Origin of the sequence: Alkalimonas cellulosilytica (assembly GCF_036325985.1) — a bacterium.
Classification (GTDB): Bacteria; Pseudomonadota; Gammaproteobacteria; order Enterobacterales; family Alteromonadaceae; genus Alkalimonas; species Alkalimonas cellulosilytica.
On the sequence record NZ_JAUHLI010000008.1, the window covers coordinates 103,507 to 122,704 of the forward strand.

Here is a 19,198-nt window from a genome sequence, read left to right on the forward strand (position 1 = left end):
CTTCTTATGATTCGGTTCAATTATGAAAATCTAATTCTATCTCAGCCAGTTGCTTCAATTGATGCAACAACAAATCGGTAGGGGTTACCCACCATTCGCTGCCCAACCGCAAACTGACTTTTCCTTCCGGCCGCTGATAATGCAGCAAGACCGGTACCGTACCCGACTTGAATTCAGCTAACGTCTGCTGCAACTTGTCGAGGTACTTTGCATCACATTGCGCTGATTTTAGCGTAATTTGCAGCGATTTAAGATATTTTTCTCGTACTGACATAATTTCAGCCAGATCGCGGCCGGTCATTGTAAGGCCACCACTGAAATCATCAAATCGTACCTGTCCGGTGACCACCAACACTTTGTCTTTTTGCAGCAAAGACTCAAAGCTATCAAACTGGTCAGGAAACAAACGCACATCAACCCGGGCTGATTTATCATCCAGCGTCAGCAAGGCCCAACGACGGCCACGCTTATTCACCAACACCCGGACTGCCACCACCAAACCCGCCACGGTGATACTTTGCTCCCCCCGGGTCGGCTGCAGGTCCACTAAGCGGCAGCCAACATAATGCTTTAACTCATCAAGATAACGATTGATCGGGTGACCGGTTAAATAAAGACCCAGTGTCTCTCGCTCCCCTTCTAACCAGACTTCATCTGGCCAGGGTGCTACCTGGCGAAAGGACTGCATCGCCTGCTCGGGCTCTGGTGTTAAGGCACCAAACAGATCTTCCTGCCCAATGGCTTCAGCGTGTGCCTGCTGCTCGGCGGCACGCACGGCATCTTCCAGGCTGGCAGAAATAGCCGCTCTGTGCGGGCCTAACCGATCGAGGGCACCGGCCAGGATCAGTTTTTCAATCACCCGCTTGCCCAGCTTTTTCAAGTCAACTTTGTAGCAAAAGTCGAACAAGTCGGTGAAAGCACCCAAGCGCTCACGTGCTTCAATAATGGCAGCAACCGGGCCTTCACCCACCCCTTTGATTGCACCAATACCATAGATAATGCGTCCCTGCTCATCCACAGTAAACTTGTACTGGCCGGCATTTACATCCGGTGGCAGCAGCTTCAGTTTCATCCGTTCGCATTCATCAACCAGAGTGACAATCTTATCGGTATTGTCCATATCGGCCGACATCACTGCGGCCATAAACTCGGCCGGGAAGTGCGTTTTCATCCACAGCGTTTGATACGACACCAGGGCATAGGCCGCAGAGTGTGACTTGTTAAAACCATAGCCGGCGAATTTTTCTACCAGGTCAAATATCTTAATCGCCAGTTCGCCGTCGATACCGTTATTACGGGCACCTTCTTCGAATACCGCCCTTTGCTTGGCCATTTCTTCCGGTTTTTTCTTACCCATGGCCCGGCGCAGTAAGTCGGCGCCACCCAGGGTATAACCGGCCAGTACCTGAGCAATCTGCATCACCTGCTCCTGGTACAGGATGATGCCATAGGTCGGCTCCAGGATAGGTTTGAGCGACTCATGCTGATAATTCGCATCCGGGTAGGAAATTTCCTCCCGCCCCTGCTTACGGTCGATAAAGTTATCCACCATGCCAGACTGCAACGGCCCCGGACGGAACAGGGCCACCAGGGCAATCATGTCTTCAAAACAGTCGGGCTTCAGACGGCGGATCAAATCTTTCATCCCCCGCGATTCCAGCTGGAATACCGCTGTGGTATCCGCTCGTAGCAGGGTTTGAATGCTTTTCGGGTCGTTTAGCGGGATGGTATTAATATCGACCAGAGGCTGATTGTGCTGCTGCCGGCGGGCATTCACCATATCCACCGCCCACTGCAATATAGTCAGAGTGCGCAGGCCAAGAAAGTCAAACTTGACCAGCCCGGCAGTTTCAACATCGTTTTTATCAAACTGGGTGACCGGGTTATTGCCAGCATCATCGCAATAAAGCGGCGAGAAGTCGGTAATTTTGGTCGGCGCTATCACCACACCACCGGCATGTTTACCGGCATTCCGGGTCACGCCCTCTAACCGGCGCGCCATATCAATCAGATCGCGGACCTCCTCATCCTGCTCGTACAGCTCAGGCAAGCGCGGCTCTTCTTTAAATGCTTGCTCCAGCGTCATGCCGGGGGTGGGTGGGATTAACTTGGAAATACGATCAACAAAACCATAAGGATGGCCAAGTACCCGGCCGACATCACGAATGACCGCTTTGGCTGCCATGGTGCCAAAGGTAATAATTTGCGACACGGCTTCACGGCCATACATCTCAGCCACGTGTTCAATCACTTCATCGCGGCGATCCATGCAGAAGTCGACGTCAAAATCCGGCATCGATACCCGCTCCGGATTTAGAAAACGTTCGAACAGTAGATCAAACTCCAACGGATCCAGATCAGTGATTTTCAGCGCATAAGCCACCAGTGATCCCGCCCCCGAACCACGACCAGGCCCAACCGGAATACCATGGTCTTTACTCCACTGGATAAACTCCATCACCACCAGGAAGTACCCCGGAAACCCCATCTGATTAATCACGTCCAGCTCTATCTGCAAGCGCTCGTCGTATTCAACTCGCTTTGCTGCCCGCTCCGATGGATCGGGAAAGAGTTGCTCCAGGCGTTCTTCCAAGCCTTCTCGGGATTTAAGCACCAGGAAATCAGCATCCGACATGCCGCCGGTTGGAAAGGCCGGTAAAAAATACTCATACAGCCGTATGGTCACGTTGCAGCGCTTGGCTATTTCGACCGAATTGGCGAGGGCTTCCGGAATATCATGAAACAACGCCACCATCTCCTGCTCAGTACGCAGGTATTGCTGCTCGGAATAGTTTTTCGGCCGGCGTTTATCGTCCAGCGTATACCCATCATGAATAGCAACGCGAATTTCATGGGCAGAAAAGTCATCGGGGGTTAAAAACACCACTTCATTGGTCGCTACCACCGGCAATTCGTTCAGCTCTGCCCAATCGACCGCCAGTTGAATGTACTGCTCTTCATCCGGCCGGCCGGTGCGGATCAGCTCCAGATAAAAACGATCGTGAAAGTGCTGCTGATAAAAGGCGGTCAGCTGCCTGGCGACCTGCGGGTTCTGCTTAAGCAGCGCTTTCCCCAGCAAGCCATCTTTACCACCGGACAGCAAGATCAGACCGGCACTGTGCTCAGCCAGCCAGTCATGATCAATTTGCGGCTTACCATCCAGGTGACCGCGAAGGTACGCCTTGGAAATTAACAAGGTGAGGTTCTTGTAGCCGGTATTGTCTGCAGCCAGGATCAGTAAGCGGCCACTGTCCTGGCTAAACTCGGTGTCATGCACCCAAAAGTCGGCCCCGATGATGGGTTTAATACCGGCATCAATCGCTCCACCGTAAAAACGCACCAGGCCGCAAAGGTTCATTTGATCAGTCAGTGCCAGCGCAGGCATCTGATGCTGCACAGCAGCTTTTAAAATCGGTTTGACCTTAGCCAGGCCATCGACCATGGAAAAGTCACTGTGCAGACGCAAATGAATAAAAGCAGGTGTGCTCATCGTGCCGTCCCAAGCTGTTGCAAAACAGGTTTAAAGCTACGGCGATGCTCTGGCAAAACACCAAACTGCTGAATGGCAAGCAAATGATCCGCTGTGGGATAGCCTTTATGGCGATCAAAGCCAAACTGCGGATAACGATGGTGCAGGGCATGCATTTCTTCATCGCGGGCTACTTTGGCAAGGATGGATGCGGCGCTGATTTCAGCGACCTTGCTATCCCCTTTCACCACAGCTGTAGCCGGTACCGGCAGGTGCGGGCAACGGTTGCCATCAATCAATACCCATTCTGGCTGCACCGATAAACCAGCCACTGCTCGCTGCATGGCCAACAGGGTGGCATGCAAAATATTTAGCTGGTCTATTTCGGCAGGCTCCGCCCGGCCAAGCGCCCAGCACAGCGCTTTTTGCCGGATTTCAGCCGCTAGAGACTGCCGTTTTTTTTCTGACAATTTTTTTGAGTCGGCCAAGCCAGCTATTGGCTGGCTTGGATCCAGGATCACTGCAGCGGTCACCACGGCGCCGATCAAAGGGCCACGCCCTACTTCATCAACACCACAAACCAGCCGTACTTCCGGACGAACAAAATCAGTCATTCGATCCCCGTTTGGCAATCAACGCCAGAATAGCATCTGCGGCTTGCTCACTGGCATGGCAAGCAAGCTGTTGATGCAAAACCGTAAACTGCTGCTTTAGCCGTGTGCCGGCCTCGCCCAGCAAAGGCTGCATGGCCGCGACCAATGCATCCGGTGTCACCTGCTCCTGCAATAGTTCTGCCACCAATGGCTGATTGGCCAGCAGATTAGGCAGACTAAAATAATCAATCTTGACCAGCCACTTGGCCAGTTGGTACGTCAACGCATTCAGCTTATAGGCCACCACCATCGGGCATTTGGCCAACATGGCTTCCAGCGTAGCCGTACCGGATGCAATAAAGACCGCATCAGCTGCCGTTAAAAGCGTGCGCGATTGACCAACCACCACCCTGATCGAAAGTGCTGGAGCTACCTGCTGCTTGATGGCAGCAAATAGCTCAGCCTTTTGTTCAGTGACCATGGCACACACCAATTGCAGCTCCGGTTGCTGTGCTTTTAGCTTTTCAGCCGCCTGTAAAAATGCCGGGCTAAGTAATTTGATTTCATTGCTGCGACTGCCTGGCATCAACGCCAGCACCGGCTGCTCAGCTAAGCCAAGGGCTGCTTTAGCGCCAGTCTTATCAGGCTCAAGTGGCATTTGGTCAGCTAAGGTATGGCCGACAAAACGGCACGGTACCTGATACTTGTCGTAAAAGGCTTTCTCAAAGGGCAGTAATGCCAGCACCAAGTCGGTTGCAGCAGCGATTTTGTGAATCCGCTTTTGCCGCCAGGCCCAGACAGAAGGGCTGACATAATGGACTGTGGTAAGCCCGGCCTGTTTAAGTTTATGCTCGACGGGCAGATTAAAGTCCGGTGCATCCACGCCAAGTACCAAATCAGGAGGACTTGCCAGCAAGCGGTTCATCAATTGCTTGCGGATAGACAACAATCGTGGCAATCGTCCGAGTACTTCAACCAGCCCCATCACGGCCAGCTCTTCCATATCGAACCAGGCATCAAAGCCCAATGCCTGCATGCGTGGGCCACCAATGCCAAAAAATTCCGTGTCTGGTCGCTGCTGCAAAATAGCTTCCATCACCCCGGCAGCAAGAATGTCACCGGAGTGCTCGCCAACAATAATGGCAATACGAAGCGGGTTGTTTGTCGGTAACATAGGGGGCATAAGCAGGATCCCATACATCAGCGCGGGCCGCAGCATCTGCGGCCGGGATGCAATTAGCGAATAATACCGCGCTTAGACTGCTCGATAAACTGTGTTAAGCGGCGCACTTCAGCATTGGCCTTGCTCTGACTGGCAAGCGCAGCAACTGCTTCAGCCACGGTATGACCTTTGCGATAGATTTCTTTGTAAGCACGGCGGATTTCCAGCAGAGTTTCTGCAGTAAAGCCACGGCGCTTCAGACCCTCGGTATTGATGCCAACCGGTGTAGCCGGGCTGCCATTGGCCATCACAAAGGGCGGCACATCTTTGAGCACGATAGCCCCACCACCAATAAAGCTGTGGGCACCGATATGGCAGAACTGATGCACACCACTCATACCACCTAAAATGGCCCAATCGCCGACATGCACATGACCCGCAGTAGAAGCGTTGTTAGCATAAATCACATTGCTGCCAATCACACAGTCATGGGCAACATGGGTGTAGTTCATGAAGAGGTTGTGACTGCCAATCACGGTTTTGCCTTCGTCCTGAATGGTACCGCGGTGCACCGTGCAGCCTTCACGAAAAATATTAAAATCACCAACAATCAATTCGGTTGGTTCATTTTTATACTTCTTATCCTGACAGGCTTCACCGATGCTGGCAAACTGAAAAAAATGGTTACCACGGCCGATGATACTGGGGCCTTTGATCACCACATTGGACTCGACAATGCAATCATCGCCCAGAATGACATCTGGCCCAATGTAACTGAAAGGACCAACCTGAACATTGTTGCCTAGCTGTGCGGTCGCCTCTATCACTGCAGATGGATGGATCACGTCAGAATTCTCTCCTTGCACACATCAGCTCAGCACAACAGACCAGCTGACCGTCAACTTTAGCCTCACCGTAGAATTTCCACATATTACGGCGCTCTTTCAAAAACTTGACTTCAAGCACCATGGTATCCCCTGGTACCACCGGTTTTTTAAAACGAGCCTCATCGATAGCAGCAAACAGATAAAGCTCGTTCTCAGAACGTTCTGCGGCAGTTTTAAATCCTAAAATACCCGTTGCCTGCGCCATGGCTTCCAGGATCAAAACACCTGGGAAAATCGGCCGGCCAGGAAAATGCCCGGTAAAGATCGGTTCATTGATGGTGACATTTTTAATCGCGGTCAAACTTTCACCCGGAGTGAAGTCAATGACCCGGTCAATCAATAAAAAAGGGTAGCGATGTGGCAACAAAGCCATGATGTCCTGAACTTCAAGACTTGAAATGGGATTAGCCAAAGTGGATCCTCTGTTTGTCTTTATGCTTGCTTATCGTCAACCTGGCCTGCAGCCAGCTGCTGTTCAAGATCTTTCACGCGCTGATACAACTGATCGATTTTACGCAAACGAGCCGTGTTTTTTCGCCACTCTGCATTGGTAGTGGCTGGTATGCCTGAAGTATAGACGCCTTTTTCCGTGACTGGCTTCATCAGCATCGCCATACCGCTTATCTGGGCACCATCGCATATCTCAATATGACCATTGATTACTGCAGCCCCACCGATAATGCAATAACGGCCAATAGTGGCACTGCCTGCAATGGTGGTGCAGCCAGCAATAGCGGTATGATCGCCAATCCGCACATTATGTGCAACCTGACAGAGGTTGTCGATAATGACATTATTACCAATCACGGTGTTTTCAATGGCCCCACGGTCGATACAGGTTTGAGCACCAATCTCGCAGTCATCGCCAATCAGCACTGTACCCACTTGAGGTATTTTTAACCAGCGTCCGCGTTCATTGGCAAAGCCAAAGCCATCCGCTCCAAGTACCGCACCACTATGCACAATGCAGTTCCGGCCAAGCTCTACACGGTGGTAAATACTAACATTAGGCCAAATCTTACAACCGTCGCCCAGTTGGGCCCCTTCACCGATAAAACAGTGGGCACCAACCTCAACATTCTCACCAAGCACAACACCGGCCGAAATGACCGCATAGGGCCCGACCGATACGCCCTTGCCAAGAATGGCCCCAGCATCAATCTGTGCGGTCGGGTGAACTCCCAAAGCGGCAGGCGGCGTAGAGTCCAGCAATTGAGCCAGCTTGGCAAAAGCGACATAAGGATCGGCGACAACTAAAGCAGCACCCTGCCACAAAGCCCGGTCTTCAGCCCGAACTAGCAATAACCCAGCCTGACAATCCGTCAGCAAATGCTTAAGCTTGGGATTGGACAGGAAACTGACTTGATCCGGCCGTGCCCGCTCTAATGTGCCAACGCTGGTGATTTGCAGATCCTCAGAACCAATTAGCTCAGCATCCAGGTGCTGAGCTAATTGCAAGGCGGTCCAGCTCTTCATTTAGTTGCCGCTTTGAATTTGACGAACAACTGCAGCTGAAATATCGTAGCTGTCTTTGGCGTAAACGGCGGCACCAGAGTTCAGCACAATGTCGTAATTGCCTTGCTCGGCCACTTTATCAATGGCATTTTTAATGACAGCCAGTAATTTATTACGCTCTTCAGCCTGACGCTGACGCATTTGCTCATCCAATGGACGCGCCATTTGCTCATACTGAATTTGCTGTTGCTGAATGGTTTCAGCCAGACGTTGCTGCTCAGCCTCGCTCATAGTTGGACCATCGCGACGAATTTTTTCCACATTAAAGTTGATATCACGCTCAAGCTGGCCAATCGCTTCAATACGCTCACCAAACTCAGCCATGATTGTTTCCTGGATCTGTTGCGCCTGTGGCAGTTGGCTGGCAATTGCCTGGACATCAACAAAGGCAATTTTGGCAGCTTGTGCCGCCGTTGCACCCAACAAAAAAGCACCAAACACCAAAGTTGCAGCGGTCTTAACAAATAAATTTTTCAAGGTCATCATCCTATGTTCTCAATGTTCAGAAAGTAGTACCAATATTAAAACTAAAGTTTTCCTGCAAGTCACCGTCGTATTTATTGATGATTTTGGCCAGGCTAAAGGTCAGAGGACCCATCGGTGAAATCCATTGCAAGGATACACCGGTACTGACCCGGATCATAGACGGATCTGAGTAATCTGCCAAAAACGGCTCACGATCAAACTGCCGTTGTTGGGTCAGATTGGCGTAGCGATTAAAGTCAAATTCTGTGTCCCAGACGTTACCAGCATCAACAAAAATACTGGTTCGTACTGAGTTACGATTGTCCTCACCCAAGAAAGGTGTTGGTGTAATGAGCTCTAAAGTCGCAACCGCCATAGCATTCCCACCAATCGATCGCTGCGATACGCTGTAGCGATCGCTGGATGGATCACCCGGCAGATTTCCACTACCACCACTGGTTGGATCTGGCAAACCAGGGATCGAGGTTGGAATGCGGAAAATAGCGCGTGGGCCAATAATCCGGTGCTCAAAGCCACGGATATTGTAACCACCAGCGGTAAAGTTTTCATTAAATGGTAAGGTGTAATCATAGCCGTTGCGGCTGCCATAGCCATTACCATAACCAAGCTCCAACTTGCTCATGAAGGTCCAGCTGTGATCACGGCTCAGTGGGATGTATTTACGCGCTTCAAAGGTGGTTTTAAAGAACTGCAGATCGGAATTCGGAGTAGAAATCCGGCCATTTAAGCCAAAATAATGACCTGCTGTCGGGAACAAGCCGCGGTTCAGCGTACTTTGTACCCAGCCTGCCGTCAGTTCATAGTTGACGTACTTCAGGCGGCCATCCGGATCATTGCCGTCCAGCAATACATTCTTAAAGTGACGTAACTGATCGTAATCCTGCAGCAAGCTCAAATCATTGACGCTGATAGAACCACCAAAATTCAATCGGTTGTACTCGTTGATGGGGATCCCCATCGAGGTACCAATACCATAGCGTGTTTGGCGGTAAGCTTCCAGGTTGGAGCTTAGGCTGCTGTAATCCGTTTTGGTGTAAAATAACTGACCACCCAAACTGACCCCATCCAGGGTGAAGTAAGGGTTGTTGTAATTCAAAGCAACCGTTTTCTGGTACTTGTTGGTATTCAAATTGATACCGGCACTGTTACCAGAACCCATAAAGTTGGTTTGCTCTACGCCAATCTGGAATGCCAAGCCCTGGAAGTCACCGTACGAAATACCGGCATTAAAACTACCAGACGGTTGTTCACGGACATTAAAGGTAATATCCACCTGATCTTCGATACCCGGTACATCACGGGTTTCAAACTCAATTCGCTCGACATAAGGCAAGCGCTGGATACGCTGCTTGGAAAGCTCGAGCGCGTCGTTTGACAACCAGCCCCCTTCCAGCTGACGCAATTCGCGACGGAACACTTCGTCTTTGGTGTTGGCATTCCCAGCGATATCAATACGGCGCACATAGATGCGTTTACCCGGATCAACATTGATGGTCAGCTCCACTTCTTTGCTGTCGTCGTTGATATCGGGAATGGTGGTCACCCGCGAGTTGGCATAGCCAAAACGAGCCAGGATCCGGCTAATGGTTTCTTCGGTAAAAGTCACTAAAGCACCATTGTAAAGCTCGCCTGGGCGAATGGGTACGATGCGTTCAATCAAAGCATCCTGACCTATCAAATCGCCGGCAAAGCGAACGCCGGTGACGGTATACTGCTCGCCTTCAGTGACATTCAACGTAACATAGACAGAGGACTTGTCCGGACTGACCGAAACCTGAGACGAGTCGATGCTAAAGCGCAGATAGCCCCGGTCCAGGTAGTAACTTTGCACCCGCTCAAAATCGCCTTGCAACGTCTGCTTCTGATAACGGTCTGAGGATAAGAAGCGCCACCAGGGTTTATCCTGGCCAGACTCAAACACGCTCAGCAAGGTGTCATTGTCGAATACTTCATTGCCAACAATATTGATTTGCCGAACCGAAGCCGCATCACCTTCATCAAACTTAATTTTGACATTCACCCGGTTGCGCGGTAGATACACCAGCTCAACTTCAACATTGGCCTGGTACTTACCCACACCATGGTAAAACTCGGTCAGGCCATTTTCTACACTGCGTAAAATAGTGCGATCCAGCGGTTCGCCAACCTGAATACGCTGTGCCGATAAACTTTCATTCAGCTGATCATCCTTGATGTCTTTATTGCCATCAAATTCGATGCTGTTAATTGTGGGGCGTTCTTTCAAGCGGTAGATCACCGCATTGCCATCCCGCAATACGCGAATGTCATCAAAGTGGCCCGCAGAAAACAGTGTTTTGATGCTTCGGGACAAGGTGTACTCAGTGACCGAGTCACCAATACTGAAAGGAATGTTATTCAGAGCTGCACCTAAAGCAACCCGCTGCAAACCTTCGACCTGAATATCCTGCACCACAAAGGGTTCATCGGCATGGATGGTGTGACTGATTCCAGCAAGCAGCATGGCAGCTGCCAATCGTTTCATTATCATTCTGTGAACAACTTTTGATTAGTGATTACAAACGAGAAATATCGTTGAGTAGCGCAATTCCCATCAACAGCAGAAGAACCATGGCTCCTATCCGAAAACCTATCTCCTGCGCCTTTTCAGAGACCGGTTTGCCACGTATTAGTTCAACAACCATGTACATTAAGTGCCCGCCATCCAAAATCGGCAAAGGCAATAAATTGATGACCCCAAGGTTGACACTGATCAAGGCCAGGAAGGTCAAAAATGCGATCAAGCCAATACTGGCTGTCGTTCCTGCACCCTGGGCAATCGAAATAGGCCCGCTTAAATGCCGTACCGACACATCGCCAAAAATAAACTTGCCAATCATGCTAAAACTAAGCCGGGTGAGCTGCCAGGTTTGCTGTACCCCTACCTGCAGTGCTGTCAGCGGATTATGCCGCTTGGTATAGCGTATTCCTTCCGGCCAGCCACTACTCGCTGGCACTATCCCCAGATAGCCCTGCGTGAAGCCATCGGCAGTTTGCCGTTCTCCGGGTACAACTGTCAAGGCCAGTGACTGACCTTGCCGTAGAATGCGCATGTCAAGGGGAGTGGACGGGTTATTTTGTATCCATTCAGTTAATTGATACCAGCTTTGCAACGCTGAATTATCAACATGGGTAATTTCATCGCCGACTTCCAATCCAGCTAGCGCTGCCGGGGAACCTGGTTCGATATGGGCCAAAGTCGTCAAGGGAATTGGCATCATCAAATCGATGCCAAGGCTATCAAAAATCGTTTGCCTGTCCGGGTCAAACTGCCACTGACGGGTATCGAGCTGACGCTCGGTCAACTGGCCACTTTGCCTATGCTGCAACTGCAGCGTCATTTGGTTACGGCCAAGTTGCTCTACCAGCAATAAATTGAGCGTACGCACATCGGCAGCCGAACGACCATTCACCGCAGTGATTTGATAGTCGGGTTGCAATTCTGCACTGGCGGCTATCGAGCCGGATCGTACATCGGCAATCACAGGTTTGGCTTCAGGCACACCTATCATGTACATCAGCCAGAGCACAAAGATGGCAAAGATAAAGTTGGCCATCGGGCCTGCCACAATAATCGCCATACGCTGCTGCACGGTTTTCTGATTAAAAGCCAGATCTTTAAACTGCGGCAGCACTGGATCAAAACGGTCGTCCAGCATGCGGACATAGCCACCAAGCGGGATCATCGCTACCACAAACTCGGTGCCCTGCCGATCACGCCAACGGAATAACGCTTTGCCAAAGCCTATCGAAAACCGTTTTACCAGCACGCCATTTTTACGCGCCACCCAGAAATGGCCGAACTCGTGCACGGTGATCAGAATGCCAAGGGCAATCACAAAACTGGCAATATTCCAGATAAGCGCGCTCATGCTAACGGCCCTTGAATGAAGTGTTCTGCAACCATGCGGGCCTGTTGATCCAGTTCCAGAATCGCCTCCAGCTCAGTCGCTGTTGCAACTGCGAATTGTTCGAGGACTGCGGCATTGACCAGCGCAATCTGATCAAAGCGCAGTTGTCCGGCTAAAAATGCGCTCACTGCCACTTCGTTGGCAGCATTCAAAGCAGTGGTAGCAGCCTGACCATAGCGACAGGCATCAATCGCCAGGTAGAGATTTGGGAAGCGCGACCGCTCAGCACTTGAGAATGACAGGGCAGATAAAGTGCTAAAATCCAATGGGGCTACCTGTGTACTAATCCGCTCAGGGTAGGCCATGGCATAGGCAATGGGCGTGCACATATCGGGTTGACCGAGCTGGGCAATCACAGAGCCGTCCTGGTACTGCACCATCGAGTGGATCACGCTTTGCGGGTGGATCACCACTTCAATTTGCTCGACCGGACAATGAAACAACCAATGCGCTTCAATCAGTTCCAGCCCTTTGTTCATCATGGTGGCACTGTCGACAGAAATTTTTTGCCCCATATCCCAGTTCGGGTGGGCAACCGCCTGAGCTGGCGTAATGTGGGCAAAGTCACTCAGCGGCGTCTGTAAAAACGGCCCACCACTGGCAGTCAGAATGATCTTACTAATGCGCTGTTGCTGCAGGCTGTCCGTCTGCAACTGATGCCGGCAGACGGCCTGTTGCAATGAAGCAGGTAAACATTGGAAAATAGCATTGTGCTCACTATCAATCGGCAGTAAACGTGCACCGGATTGCTGCACCTGCTGCATAAAGAGTGCACCGGCCATCACCAACGCCTCTTTATTGGCCAGCAGCACCGTTTTAGCGGCTTTCACTGCTGCCAGGGTCGGCAATAATCCGGCCGCACCCACAATAGCAGCCATTACCATATCCGCTTCCGGATGCGCCGCTACATCACAGAGCGCCTGCTCTCCAGCCAACACCTCGGTTTGGCTGCCTGCAGCCTGCAATTGCTGTTGCAACTCCCTGGCAGCTGCATGCTCGGACATCACCGCGTAGCGCGGCTGAAAACGCAGGCAAAGCTGCAGCATGGCATGGACCGAGCGGTGCGCTGTTAATGCCAGCACAGCAAAGCGATCCGGATGCTCTGCCGCTACTTTCAGGGTACTTTGGCCAATGGAGCCGGTAGCTCCCAAAATCACCAGTTGCTGCATTTAGTAAAAACCACCCAGCAAGGCAACCAACAAGGCATAAAGCGGCGCTGTAGCCGTCAGGCTGTCTATCCTATCCAAAATGCCGCCATGCCCCGGCAACATACGGCCACTGTCTTTCACGCCGGCTACCCGCTTTAACATGCTTTCGGTTAAATCACCAAACACCGATAAAGTGGTCAGCACGAAGGCAGCGACAAAAAGCACCGGGCTCTGCTCAGGCCAGCCCAAATACCAGCAAAAAGCCGCCAACAGCAAAAACACCATACCAAGGCCACCTAACATACCTTCAATGGTTTTGCCCGGGCTGACTTTTGGCATCAGCTTGGTGCGGCCAAAAGGCTTTCCTACTAAATAGCCACCGATATCTGCAGCCCACACCAATGCCAGTAAACCACAAATAAGCCAGGCGCCGGCATAGGGATTGACCTCGATACCGACACTGCGCACCAGCACAATGGCCAACCAGGCCGGCACCAGGGTTAGCAGCCCCATCACGGCACGTAACCAAAGTTGTTTCGACCAAAGCTGTTGGCTGGCAGGAAAGCTCACTACCAGCACCACCGCCAATCCCCACCACAATATGCCAGCCGCCAGCACAGCAAAAATTAAGGCCGAGCCGGTGTAAGGCCAATTCAGATTAACGGGCAGCAAAAAGTAAGTCGTCAGCATCAGCACAGCGGTTAATACCACAAAACCCCACCGCTTGCGGCTGTTCGTTAACCCACAGAAACTGCCCCACTCCCAGGCACCCAATAAAAAAGCGCCGGCGACAAAAGCGGCAAAGGCAGGTAAGGGAAGAAAAAATACGGCGGCCAGCGCCAATGGAGCCAGGATCACTGCTGTTATTATGCGTTGTTTTAGCAAATTATGTTCCTTTCGATTGGCGGCTTGCCAATGCACACACTTGTTCTGAGGTACAGCCAAAGCGGCGCTCACGGCTGATAAAAGCCGCCACAGCTTCGGCAAACACCTGCTGATCAAAATCTGGCCATAAGGTATCGGTGAACCAAAGCTCAGCGTAAGCAGCCTGCCATAATAAAAAATTACTGATGCGTACATCACCACCGGTACGGATCAGTAAATCCAGTTCAGGTAAATCCGACAACTGAATATATTGAGCCATGGCCTGTTCGTCAATGGCATCCACGGCCAGACGACCAGCACTGACTTCTATGGCTAATTGACGGGCAGCCTGGCTGATATCCCAACGACCACCATAGTTGGCGGCTATGGTCAGGGTCAGAGCCCGGTTATCTGCTGTTAATGCTTCAGCGGCTTTAATTTGTTTTCGTAGTGCTTCATCAAAAGCACTCAGATCGCCACAAACCCGCAGGCGTACCTGGTTCTTATGCAGGTTTTTTACTTCACTTTTCAGCATCAGCATAAACAGCTGCATCAGGCTGCTGACTTCTTCAGCTGGCCGTTGCCAGTTCTCACTGCTAAAAGCAAACAAGGTGAGCGCTGAAATTCCCAGCTCACGACAAAACCGTACACTGCGTCGAACCGCATCCGCTCCTTTCTTATGACCCCAGACCCGGGGTTTTCCTTGTTGTTTCGCCCAGCGGCCATTCCCATCCATAATAATGGCAACATGCTGAGGTAATTCATTTTGCTTCAGATGTGACGGTGTAGACATGCGACCCCTGCATCAATAAAAAACGCCGTGAGACAACCTGCCACGGCGTTCCATCAGTCTAAGACCCGCTTAAACTTCCATTAGTTCTTTTTCTTTGTCAGCCAGGACTTCATCCACCCGCTTCACGTACAGATCTGTCAACTTCTGAATTTCATCAGTTGCCCGGCGCTCATCATCTTCGGTAATGTCTTTGTCTTTTAACAAGACTTTTAAGTCGTTGTTGGCATCGCGGCGGATATTGCGAATCGCCACCCGGCCCTGTTCGGCTTCCGCTTTTACCACTTTAACCAAATCACGACGGCGCTCTTCGGTCAATGCTGGCAAAGGAATACGGATACTGGTACCGGCACTCATAGGGTTTAAACCCAAGTCAGAGTTGATGATGGCTTTTTCCACCGCTGCAGCGGCACTTTTATCAAACACCGTCAGGCTCAAAGTGCGGGCATCTTCTACCGTGACATTAGCCACCTGACGCAGCGGCGTATCAACCCCGTAGTAAGGTACCATAATGTTATCCAGCAGGCTGGGATGGGCCCGACCGGTGCGAACTTTGGACAGTTGAGATTTCAGTGCATCCACACTTTTTTCCATCCGGCTTTTGCTGTCATTGATAATATCGTTAATCACTTCAGTTATCCTTGTAAGCGGTCAGCTCTTTGTACTTGTCAATACTACGGTAAATTGCGCAGTAAATTCGAACTAGTTTACTGTAAATTCTCAGCGTGGTCGATCAGAGTTCCTTCAACCTCTCCCATCACCACCCGTTTTAAAGCGCCGGCCGTGTTCATATTAAATACCCGGATTGGCATGCTGTGATCCCGCGCCAGCGTAAAGGCCGCCAAATCCATCACTTTAAGCTCTTTCTCCAGCACTTCACTGTAGCTTAGCGTGCTGTACATGGTGGCAGCCGGATCTTTGACCGGATCGGCCGAGTACACACCATCTACTTTGGTCGCTTTGAGTACGGCATCGGCTTCAATTTCAATTGCACGCAAACAAGCAGCGGAGTCGGTGGTAAAAAATGGATTACCGGTCCCGGCAGAAAAAATCACCACCCGGCCGGATTTGAGCAAACTGATGGCTTCGGCCCAACTGTAATTGTCACAGACGCCATTTAAAGGCACGGCACTCATCATGCGGGCATTGACGTAGGCACGGTGCAGCGCATCACGCATCGCCAGGCCATTCATCACGGTAGCCAGCATGCCCATATGGTCGCCGACCACGCGGTTCATTCCGGCCTTTGCCAGGCCTTCGCCACGAAAAATATTGCCGCCGCCAATCACGATACCTACCTGTACCCCCAGCTCGACAATCTCTTTGATTTCCTGCGCCATCCGATCCAGCACTTTGGGGTCGATACCAAAGCCTTCGTCTCCCATCAGGGCTTCACCGCTTAGTTTCAGTAATATGCGTCGGTATGCTGGTTTCGGGTTCATGCGTGCTCCATCTGATTATCCGCTGTACAGGCTGGTTTTCTGCTGGCAGCCGGCCAAAAAAAACCGCGACCTGAGGTCGCGGCTATTCTAGCTTTTTTTGCCCAAAGGCTAAAGCGCAAATTTACTTCTTAGCGGCAGCAATTTGTGCAGCAACTTCAGCAGCAAAATCTTCTTCTTTCTTCTCGATGCCTTCACCTACTTCCAGGCGAATGAAAGACACGGCATCGGCACCGTTTTGCTTTAAGAAATCACCGGTAGTGATGGCTGGATCTTTCACAAATGGCTGACCAGTCAGGCTGACTTCGCCAGTGAACTTGGCCATACGGCCAGCGACCATCTTTTCCGCGATTTCTTGTGGCTTACCACTGTTTACCGCGATTTCGATCTGGATAGCGCGCTCACGCTCTACCACATCGGCTGGTACGTCTTCTGGCTTCACGAAGCCAGGGTTGTTGGCTGCGATGTGCATGGCAACGTCTTTAGCGATTTCTTCGTTACCGCCGTTAAGTACCGCCAAAACACCGATGCGGCCAGAGTGGACGTACTGACCAATGGTCTCGCCTTCCACCACAGCAATACGACGTACATTGATGTTTTCGCCGATTTTAGCCACCAGAGCGGCACGGGTTTCATCCACAGTGCTGCCGTTCAGATCGGTCGCCAGCAATGCATCCAGTGCAAAGATCTTGTTGCCGTGAACCAGATCTGCCACGCTGTTTGCGAACGCTAAGAAGTTGCTATCACGAGCAACAAAATCCGTCTCACAGTTAAACTCAACAGCAACACCGTAGCCATTGCCAACGCGGGTTAAAATAGTACCTTCAGCAGCAACACGGCCAGCTTTCTTAGCCGCTTTGGCCAGACCGCTCTTACGCATCTCATCAATTGCCGCTTCGATATCACCTTTGGTTTCTTCCAAAGCTTTTTTACAATCCATCATGCCTGCGCCGGTACGCTCGCGCAGTTCTTTTACTAAGGCAGCAGTTACAGCCATCAGAGTATCCTCGTTATCAATCGGGTTGAACAAACAGAGGCCGAAGCCTCTGTTGATGTCTTTGTCAGTTCAGCTCCAACGGAGCCAACAGCTTATTCAGCTTCGACGAAACCTTCAGCTTCCGCCTGAACTTCGATGGTGTTGCTACGGCCTTCAGCGACCGCCTGGCTTACAGCAGACAGATACAGCTGAATGGCACGAATGGCGTCATCGTTACCAGGAATGATGTAGTCGATGCCTTTTGGATCAGAGTTGGTATCGACAACAGCCACTACCGGGATACCCAGGTTGTTGGCTTCTTTCACGGCAATGTGCTCATGGTCGGCGTCGATCACGAACAGTACGTCTGGTAAGCCGCCCATATCTTTGATACCGCCCAGGCTTTTTTCCAGCTTGTCCATTTCACGGGTACGATCCAAGGCTTCTTTTTTGGTCAGCTTGTCGAAAGTACCGTCCTGGCTTTGTGCTTCTAAATCTTTCAGACGCTTGATGGACTGACGAACGGTTTTCCAGTTGGTCAGCATGCCACCCAACCAGCGATGGTCAACGTAGTACTGGTCACAGCCTTTTGCCGCTTCTTTAATGGCTTCAGAAGCTGCACGCTTGGTACCAACAAACAGGATTTTGCCTTTTTTAGCAGAAACCTGCTGGATGAAGCTCAGCGCATCATTCATCAACGGAACGGTTTTTTCCAGGTTGATGATATGCACTTTGTTGCGCGCGCCGAAGATGAACGGCTTCATTTTCGGGTTCCAGTAACGGGTTTGGTGACCGAAGTGGACACCCGCCTGAAGCATGTCACGCATTGAAACTTTTGCCATGATAAAAATACCTTAAATTTAGGGGTTAGGCCTCCATACATCCCATGTTCCGACCCGCTTACCAACCCGCGTCATTGTGCAGGTAAGGTGCAGGCACCCCGGCCCATGTGCCGATGTATGTGTGTTATTTGTCATTTCGCAGCATAAGCAATAACGAAATACTTTGAAGAAAAGCACAAAGCTATTTGCTAAATTGCGGCGCGCTTTATACCATAGCCACCTGTAAAACACAATATTAAAGCCGCTTTGTGGCATTTTTATGCCACTGTTTTTGACACAGAGAGAGACCGGATGCCCCCAATCATCAAAACACCGGAAGAAATCGAAAAAATGCGCCTGGCCGGCCGTCTGGCCGCCGAAGTGCTGGAAATGATTGAGCCTTATGTCGTTGCTGGCGTCACCACCGACGAACTGAACAGTCGCTGCCATGACTACATCGTGAATGTACAACAAGCGATTCCTGCACCACTCAATTATCACGGTTTCCCAAAGTCGATCTGCACCTCGGTCAACCATGTGATTTGCCATGGCATTCCCAATGACAAACCATTAAAAGACGGTGACATTATCAATATCGATATCACGGTGATCAAAGATGGTTACCATGGCGATACCTCGCGGATGTTTGTCATCGGCGAGCCCAGTATTCTGGCAGCCCGCCTGATCAAAGTCACGCAGGAAGCCATGTACCTCGGCATCAAAAAAGTCAAAGACGGTGCCCGCTTGGGGGATATTGGCCAGGTGATTCAGCAGCATGCCGAAAAACATGGTTATTCGGTGGTACGCGAGTATTGCGGTCATGGCATTGGTGCTGAGTTTCACGAGGAGCCGCAAGTACTGCATTATGGCCGTGCCGGGACCGGCGAGGTATTAAAAGCCGGTATGTGTCTGACCATCGAACCGATGATCAACGCCGGTGCCCGTCACAGCAAGCTGCTAAAAGATGACTGGACCGTGGTTACCAAAGACCGCAGCTTATCGGCTCAGTACGAGCACACCATTTTGGTGACAGAAACCGGCTGCGAAATTCTGACCTTGCGTAGTGACGATACCATCGATCGGATGGTCAGCGCCGAGTAAACCAACAGGAGCCCACGG

At 51.1% G+C, this 19,198-nt stretch carries 17 protein-coding genes; 1 reads left to right on the forward strand and 16 read right to left on the reverse strand.

Features of this window, described 5'->3' with window-relative positions; translation table 11 throughout:
- Positions 1 to 16: 16 nt before the first annotated feature.
- The 16 genes from dnaE to rpsB form a co-directional block, all read right to left on the reverse strand.
- On the reverse strand, positions 17 to 3,490 hold the full coding sequence (gene dnaE, locus QWY20_RS09470; protein WP_330128779.1) for a DNA polymerase III subunit alpha: 3,474 nt from the start codon (positions 3,488 to 3,490) through the stop codon (positions 17 to 19).
- Positions 3,487 to 4,083: a ribonuclease HII gene (rnhB, locus tag QWY20_RS09475; protein WP_330128780.1), complete on the reverse strand. Its 597-nt coding sequence runs from the start codon at positions 4,081 to 4,083 to the stop codon at positions 3,487 to 3,489. The genes dnaE and rnhB overlap by 4 nt, the downstream gene beginning before the upstream one ends.
- Entirely contained in the window at positions 4,076 to 5,236 is a 1,161-nt protein-coding gene (gene lpxB, locus QWY20_RS09480; RefSeq protein WP_407935420.1) for a lipid-A-disaccharide synthase, read from the reverse strand. Before lpxB ends, rnhB begins: the two co-directional genes overlap by 8 nt.
- Before the next feature lie 62 nt (positions 5,237 to 5,298).
- Positions 5,299 to 6,069 carry an acyl-ACP--UDP-N-acetylglucosamine O-acyltransferase gene (lpxA, locus tag QWY20_RS09485; protein ID WP_330128782.1) on the reverse strand — a complete coding sequence of 257 codons (771 nt, stop codon included), beginning with the start codon at positions 6,067 to 6,069 and terminating at the stop codon, positions 5,299 to 5,301.
- Between the two features lies 1 nt (position 6,070).
- Complete coding sequence (gene fabZ / locus QWY20_RS09490; protein ID WP_407935421.1) at positions 6,071 to 6,484, reverse strand: 3-hydroxyacyl-ACP dehydratase FabZ; 414 nt, start codon at positions 6,482 to 6,484, stop codon at positions 6,071 to 6,073.
- Between the two features lie 59 nt (positions 6,485 to 6,543).
- Positions 6,544 to 7,587, reverse strand: a complete 1,044-nt coding sequence (gene lpxD, locus QWY20_RS09495; protein ID WP_330128784.1) for a UDP-3-O-(3-hydroxymyristoyl)glucosamine N-acyltransferase — start codon at positions 7,585 to 7,587, stop codon at positions 6,544 to 6,546.
- Entirely contained in the window at positions 7,588 to 8,109 is a 522-nt protein-coding gene (locus QWY20_RS09500; protein ID WP_330128871.1) for an OmpH family outer membrane protein, read from the reverse strand. It abuts the gene before it with no gap.
- A 19-nt stretch (positions 8,110 to 8,128) separates the two neighbouring features.
- Positions 8,129 to 10,621, reverse strand: coding sequence for an outer membrane protein assembly factor BamA (gene bamA, locus QWY20_RS09505; RefSeq protein WP_407935418.1), 2,493 nt, complete (start codon positions 10,619 to 10,621; stop codon positions 8,129 to 8,131).
- A gap of 25 nt (positions 10,622 to 10,646) precedes the next feature.
- Positions 10,647 to 12,002: a sigma E protease regulator RseP gene (gene rseP / locus QWY20_RS09510; protein WP_330128786.1), complete on the reverse strand. Its 1,356-nt coding sequence runs from the start codon at positions 12,000 to 12,002 to the stop codon at positions 10,647 to 10,649.
- On the reverse strand, positions 11,999 to 13,210 hold the full coding sequence (gene ispC, locus QWY20_RS09515) for a 1-deoxy-D-xylulose-5-phosphate reductoisomerase (RefSeq protein WP_330128787.1): 1,212 nt from the start codon (positions 13,208 to 13,210) through the stop codon (positions 11,999 to 12,001). Before ispC ends, rseP begins: the two co-directional genes overlap by 4 nt.
- Entirely contained in the window at positions 13,211 to 14,074 is an 864-nt protein-coding gene (locus QWY20_RS09520; protein WP_330128788.1) for a phosphatidate cytidylyltransferase, read from the reverse strand.
- A gap of 1 nt (position 14,075) precedes the next feature.
- A complete protein-coding gene (gene uppS / locus QWY20_RS09525) occupies positions 14,076 to 14,846 on the reverse strand; it encodes a polyprenyl diphosphate synthase (protein ID WP_330128789.1) in 771 nt (256 codons plus the stop codon).
- Positions 14,847 to 14,915: 69 nt separating this feature from the next.
- A complete protein-coding gene (gene frr, locus QWY20_RS09530) occupies positions 14,916 to 15,437 on the reverse strand; it encodes a ribosome recycling factor (protein WP_407935422.1) in 522 nt (173 codons plus the stop codon).
- 113 nt (positions 15,438 to 15,550) lie between these two features.
- Positions 15,551 to 16,285, reverse strand: a complete 735-nt coding sequence (pyrH, locus tag QWY20_RS09535; protein WP_091344651.1) for a UMP kinase — start codon at positions 16,283 to 16,285, stop codon at positions 15,551 to 15,553.
- Between the two features lie 121 nt (positions 16,286 to 16,406).
- Positions 16,407 to 17,279, reverse strand: a complete 873-nt coding sequence (gene tsf, locus QWY20_RS09540; protein WP_330128791.1) for a translation elongation factor Ts — start codon at positions 17,277 to 17,279, stop codon at positions 16,407 to 16,409.
- Positions 17,280 to 17,371: 92 nt separating this feature from the next.
- A complete protein-coding gene (rpsB, locus tag QWY20_RS09545) occupies positions 17,372 to 18,100 on the reverse strand; it encodes a 30S ribosomal protein S2 (protein WP_330128792.1) in 729 nt (242 codons plus the stop codon).
- Between the two features lie 291 nt (positions 18,101 to 18,391).
- Between rpsB and map the strand changes: the two genes are divergently transcribed.
- Complete coding sequence (gene map / locus QWY20_RS09550; protein ID WP_330128793.1) at positions 18,392 to 19,180, forward strand: type I methionyl aminopeptidase; 789 nt, start codon at positions 18,392 to 18,394, stop codon at positions 19,178 to 19,180.
- The last annotated feature ends 18 nt before the right edge of the window (positions 19,181 to 19,198 follow it).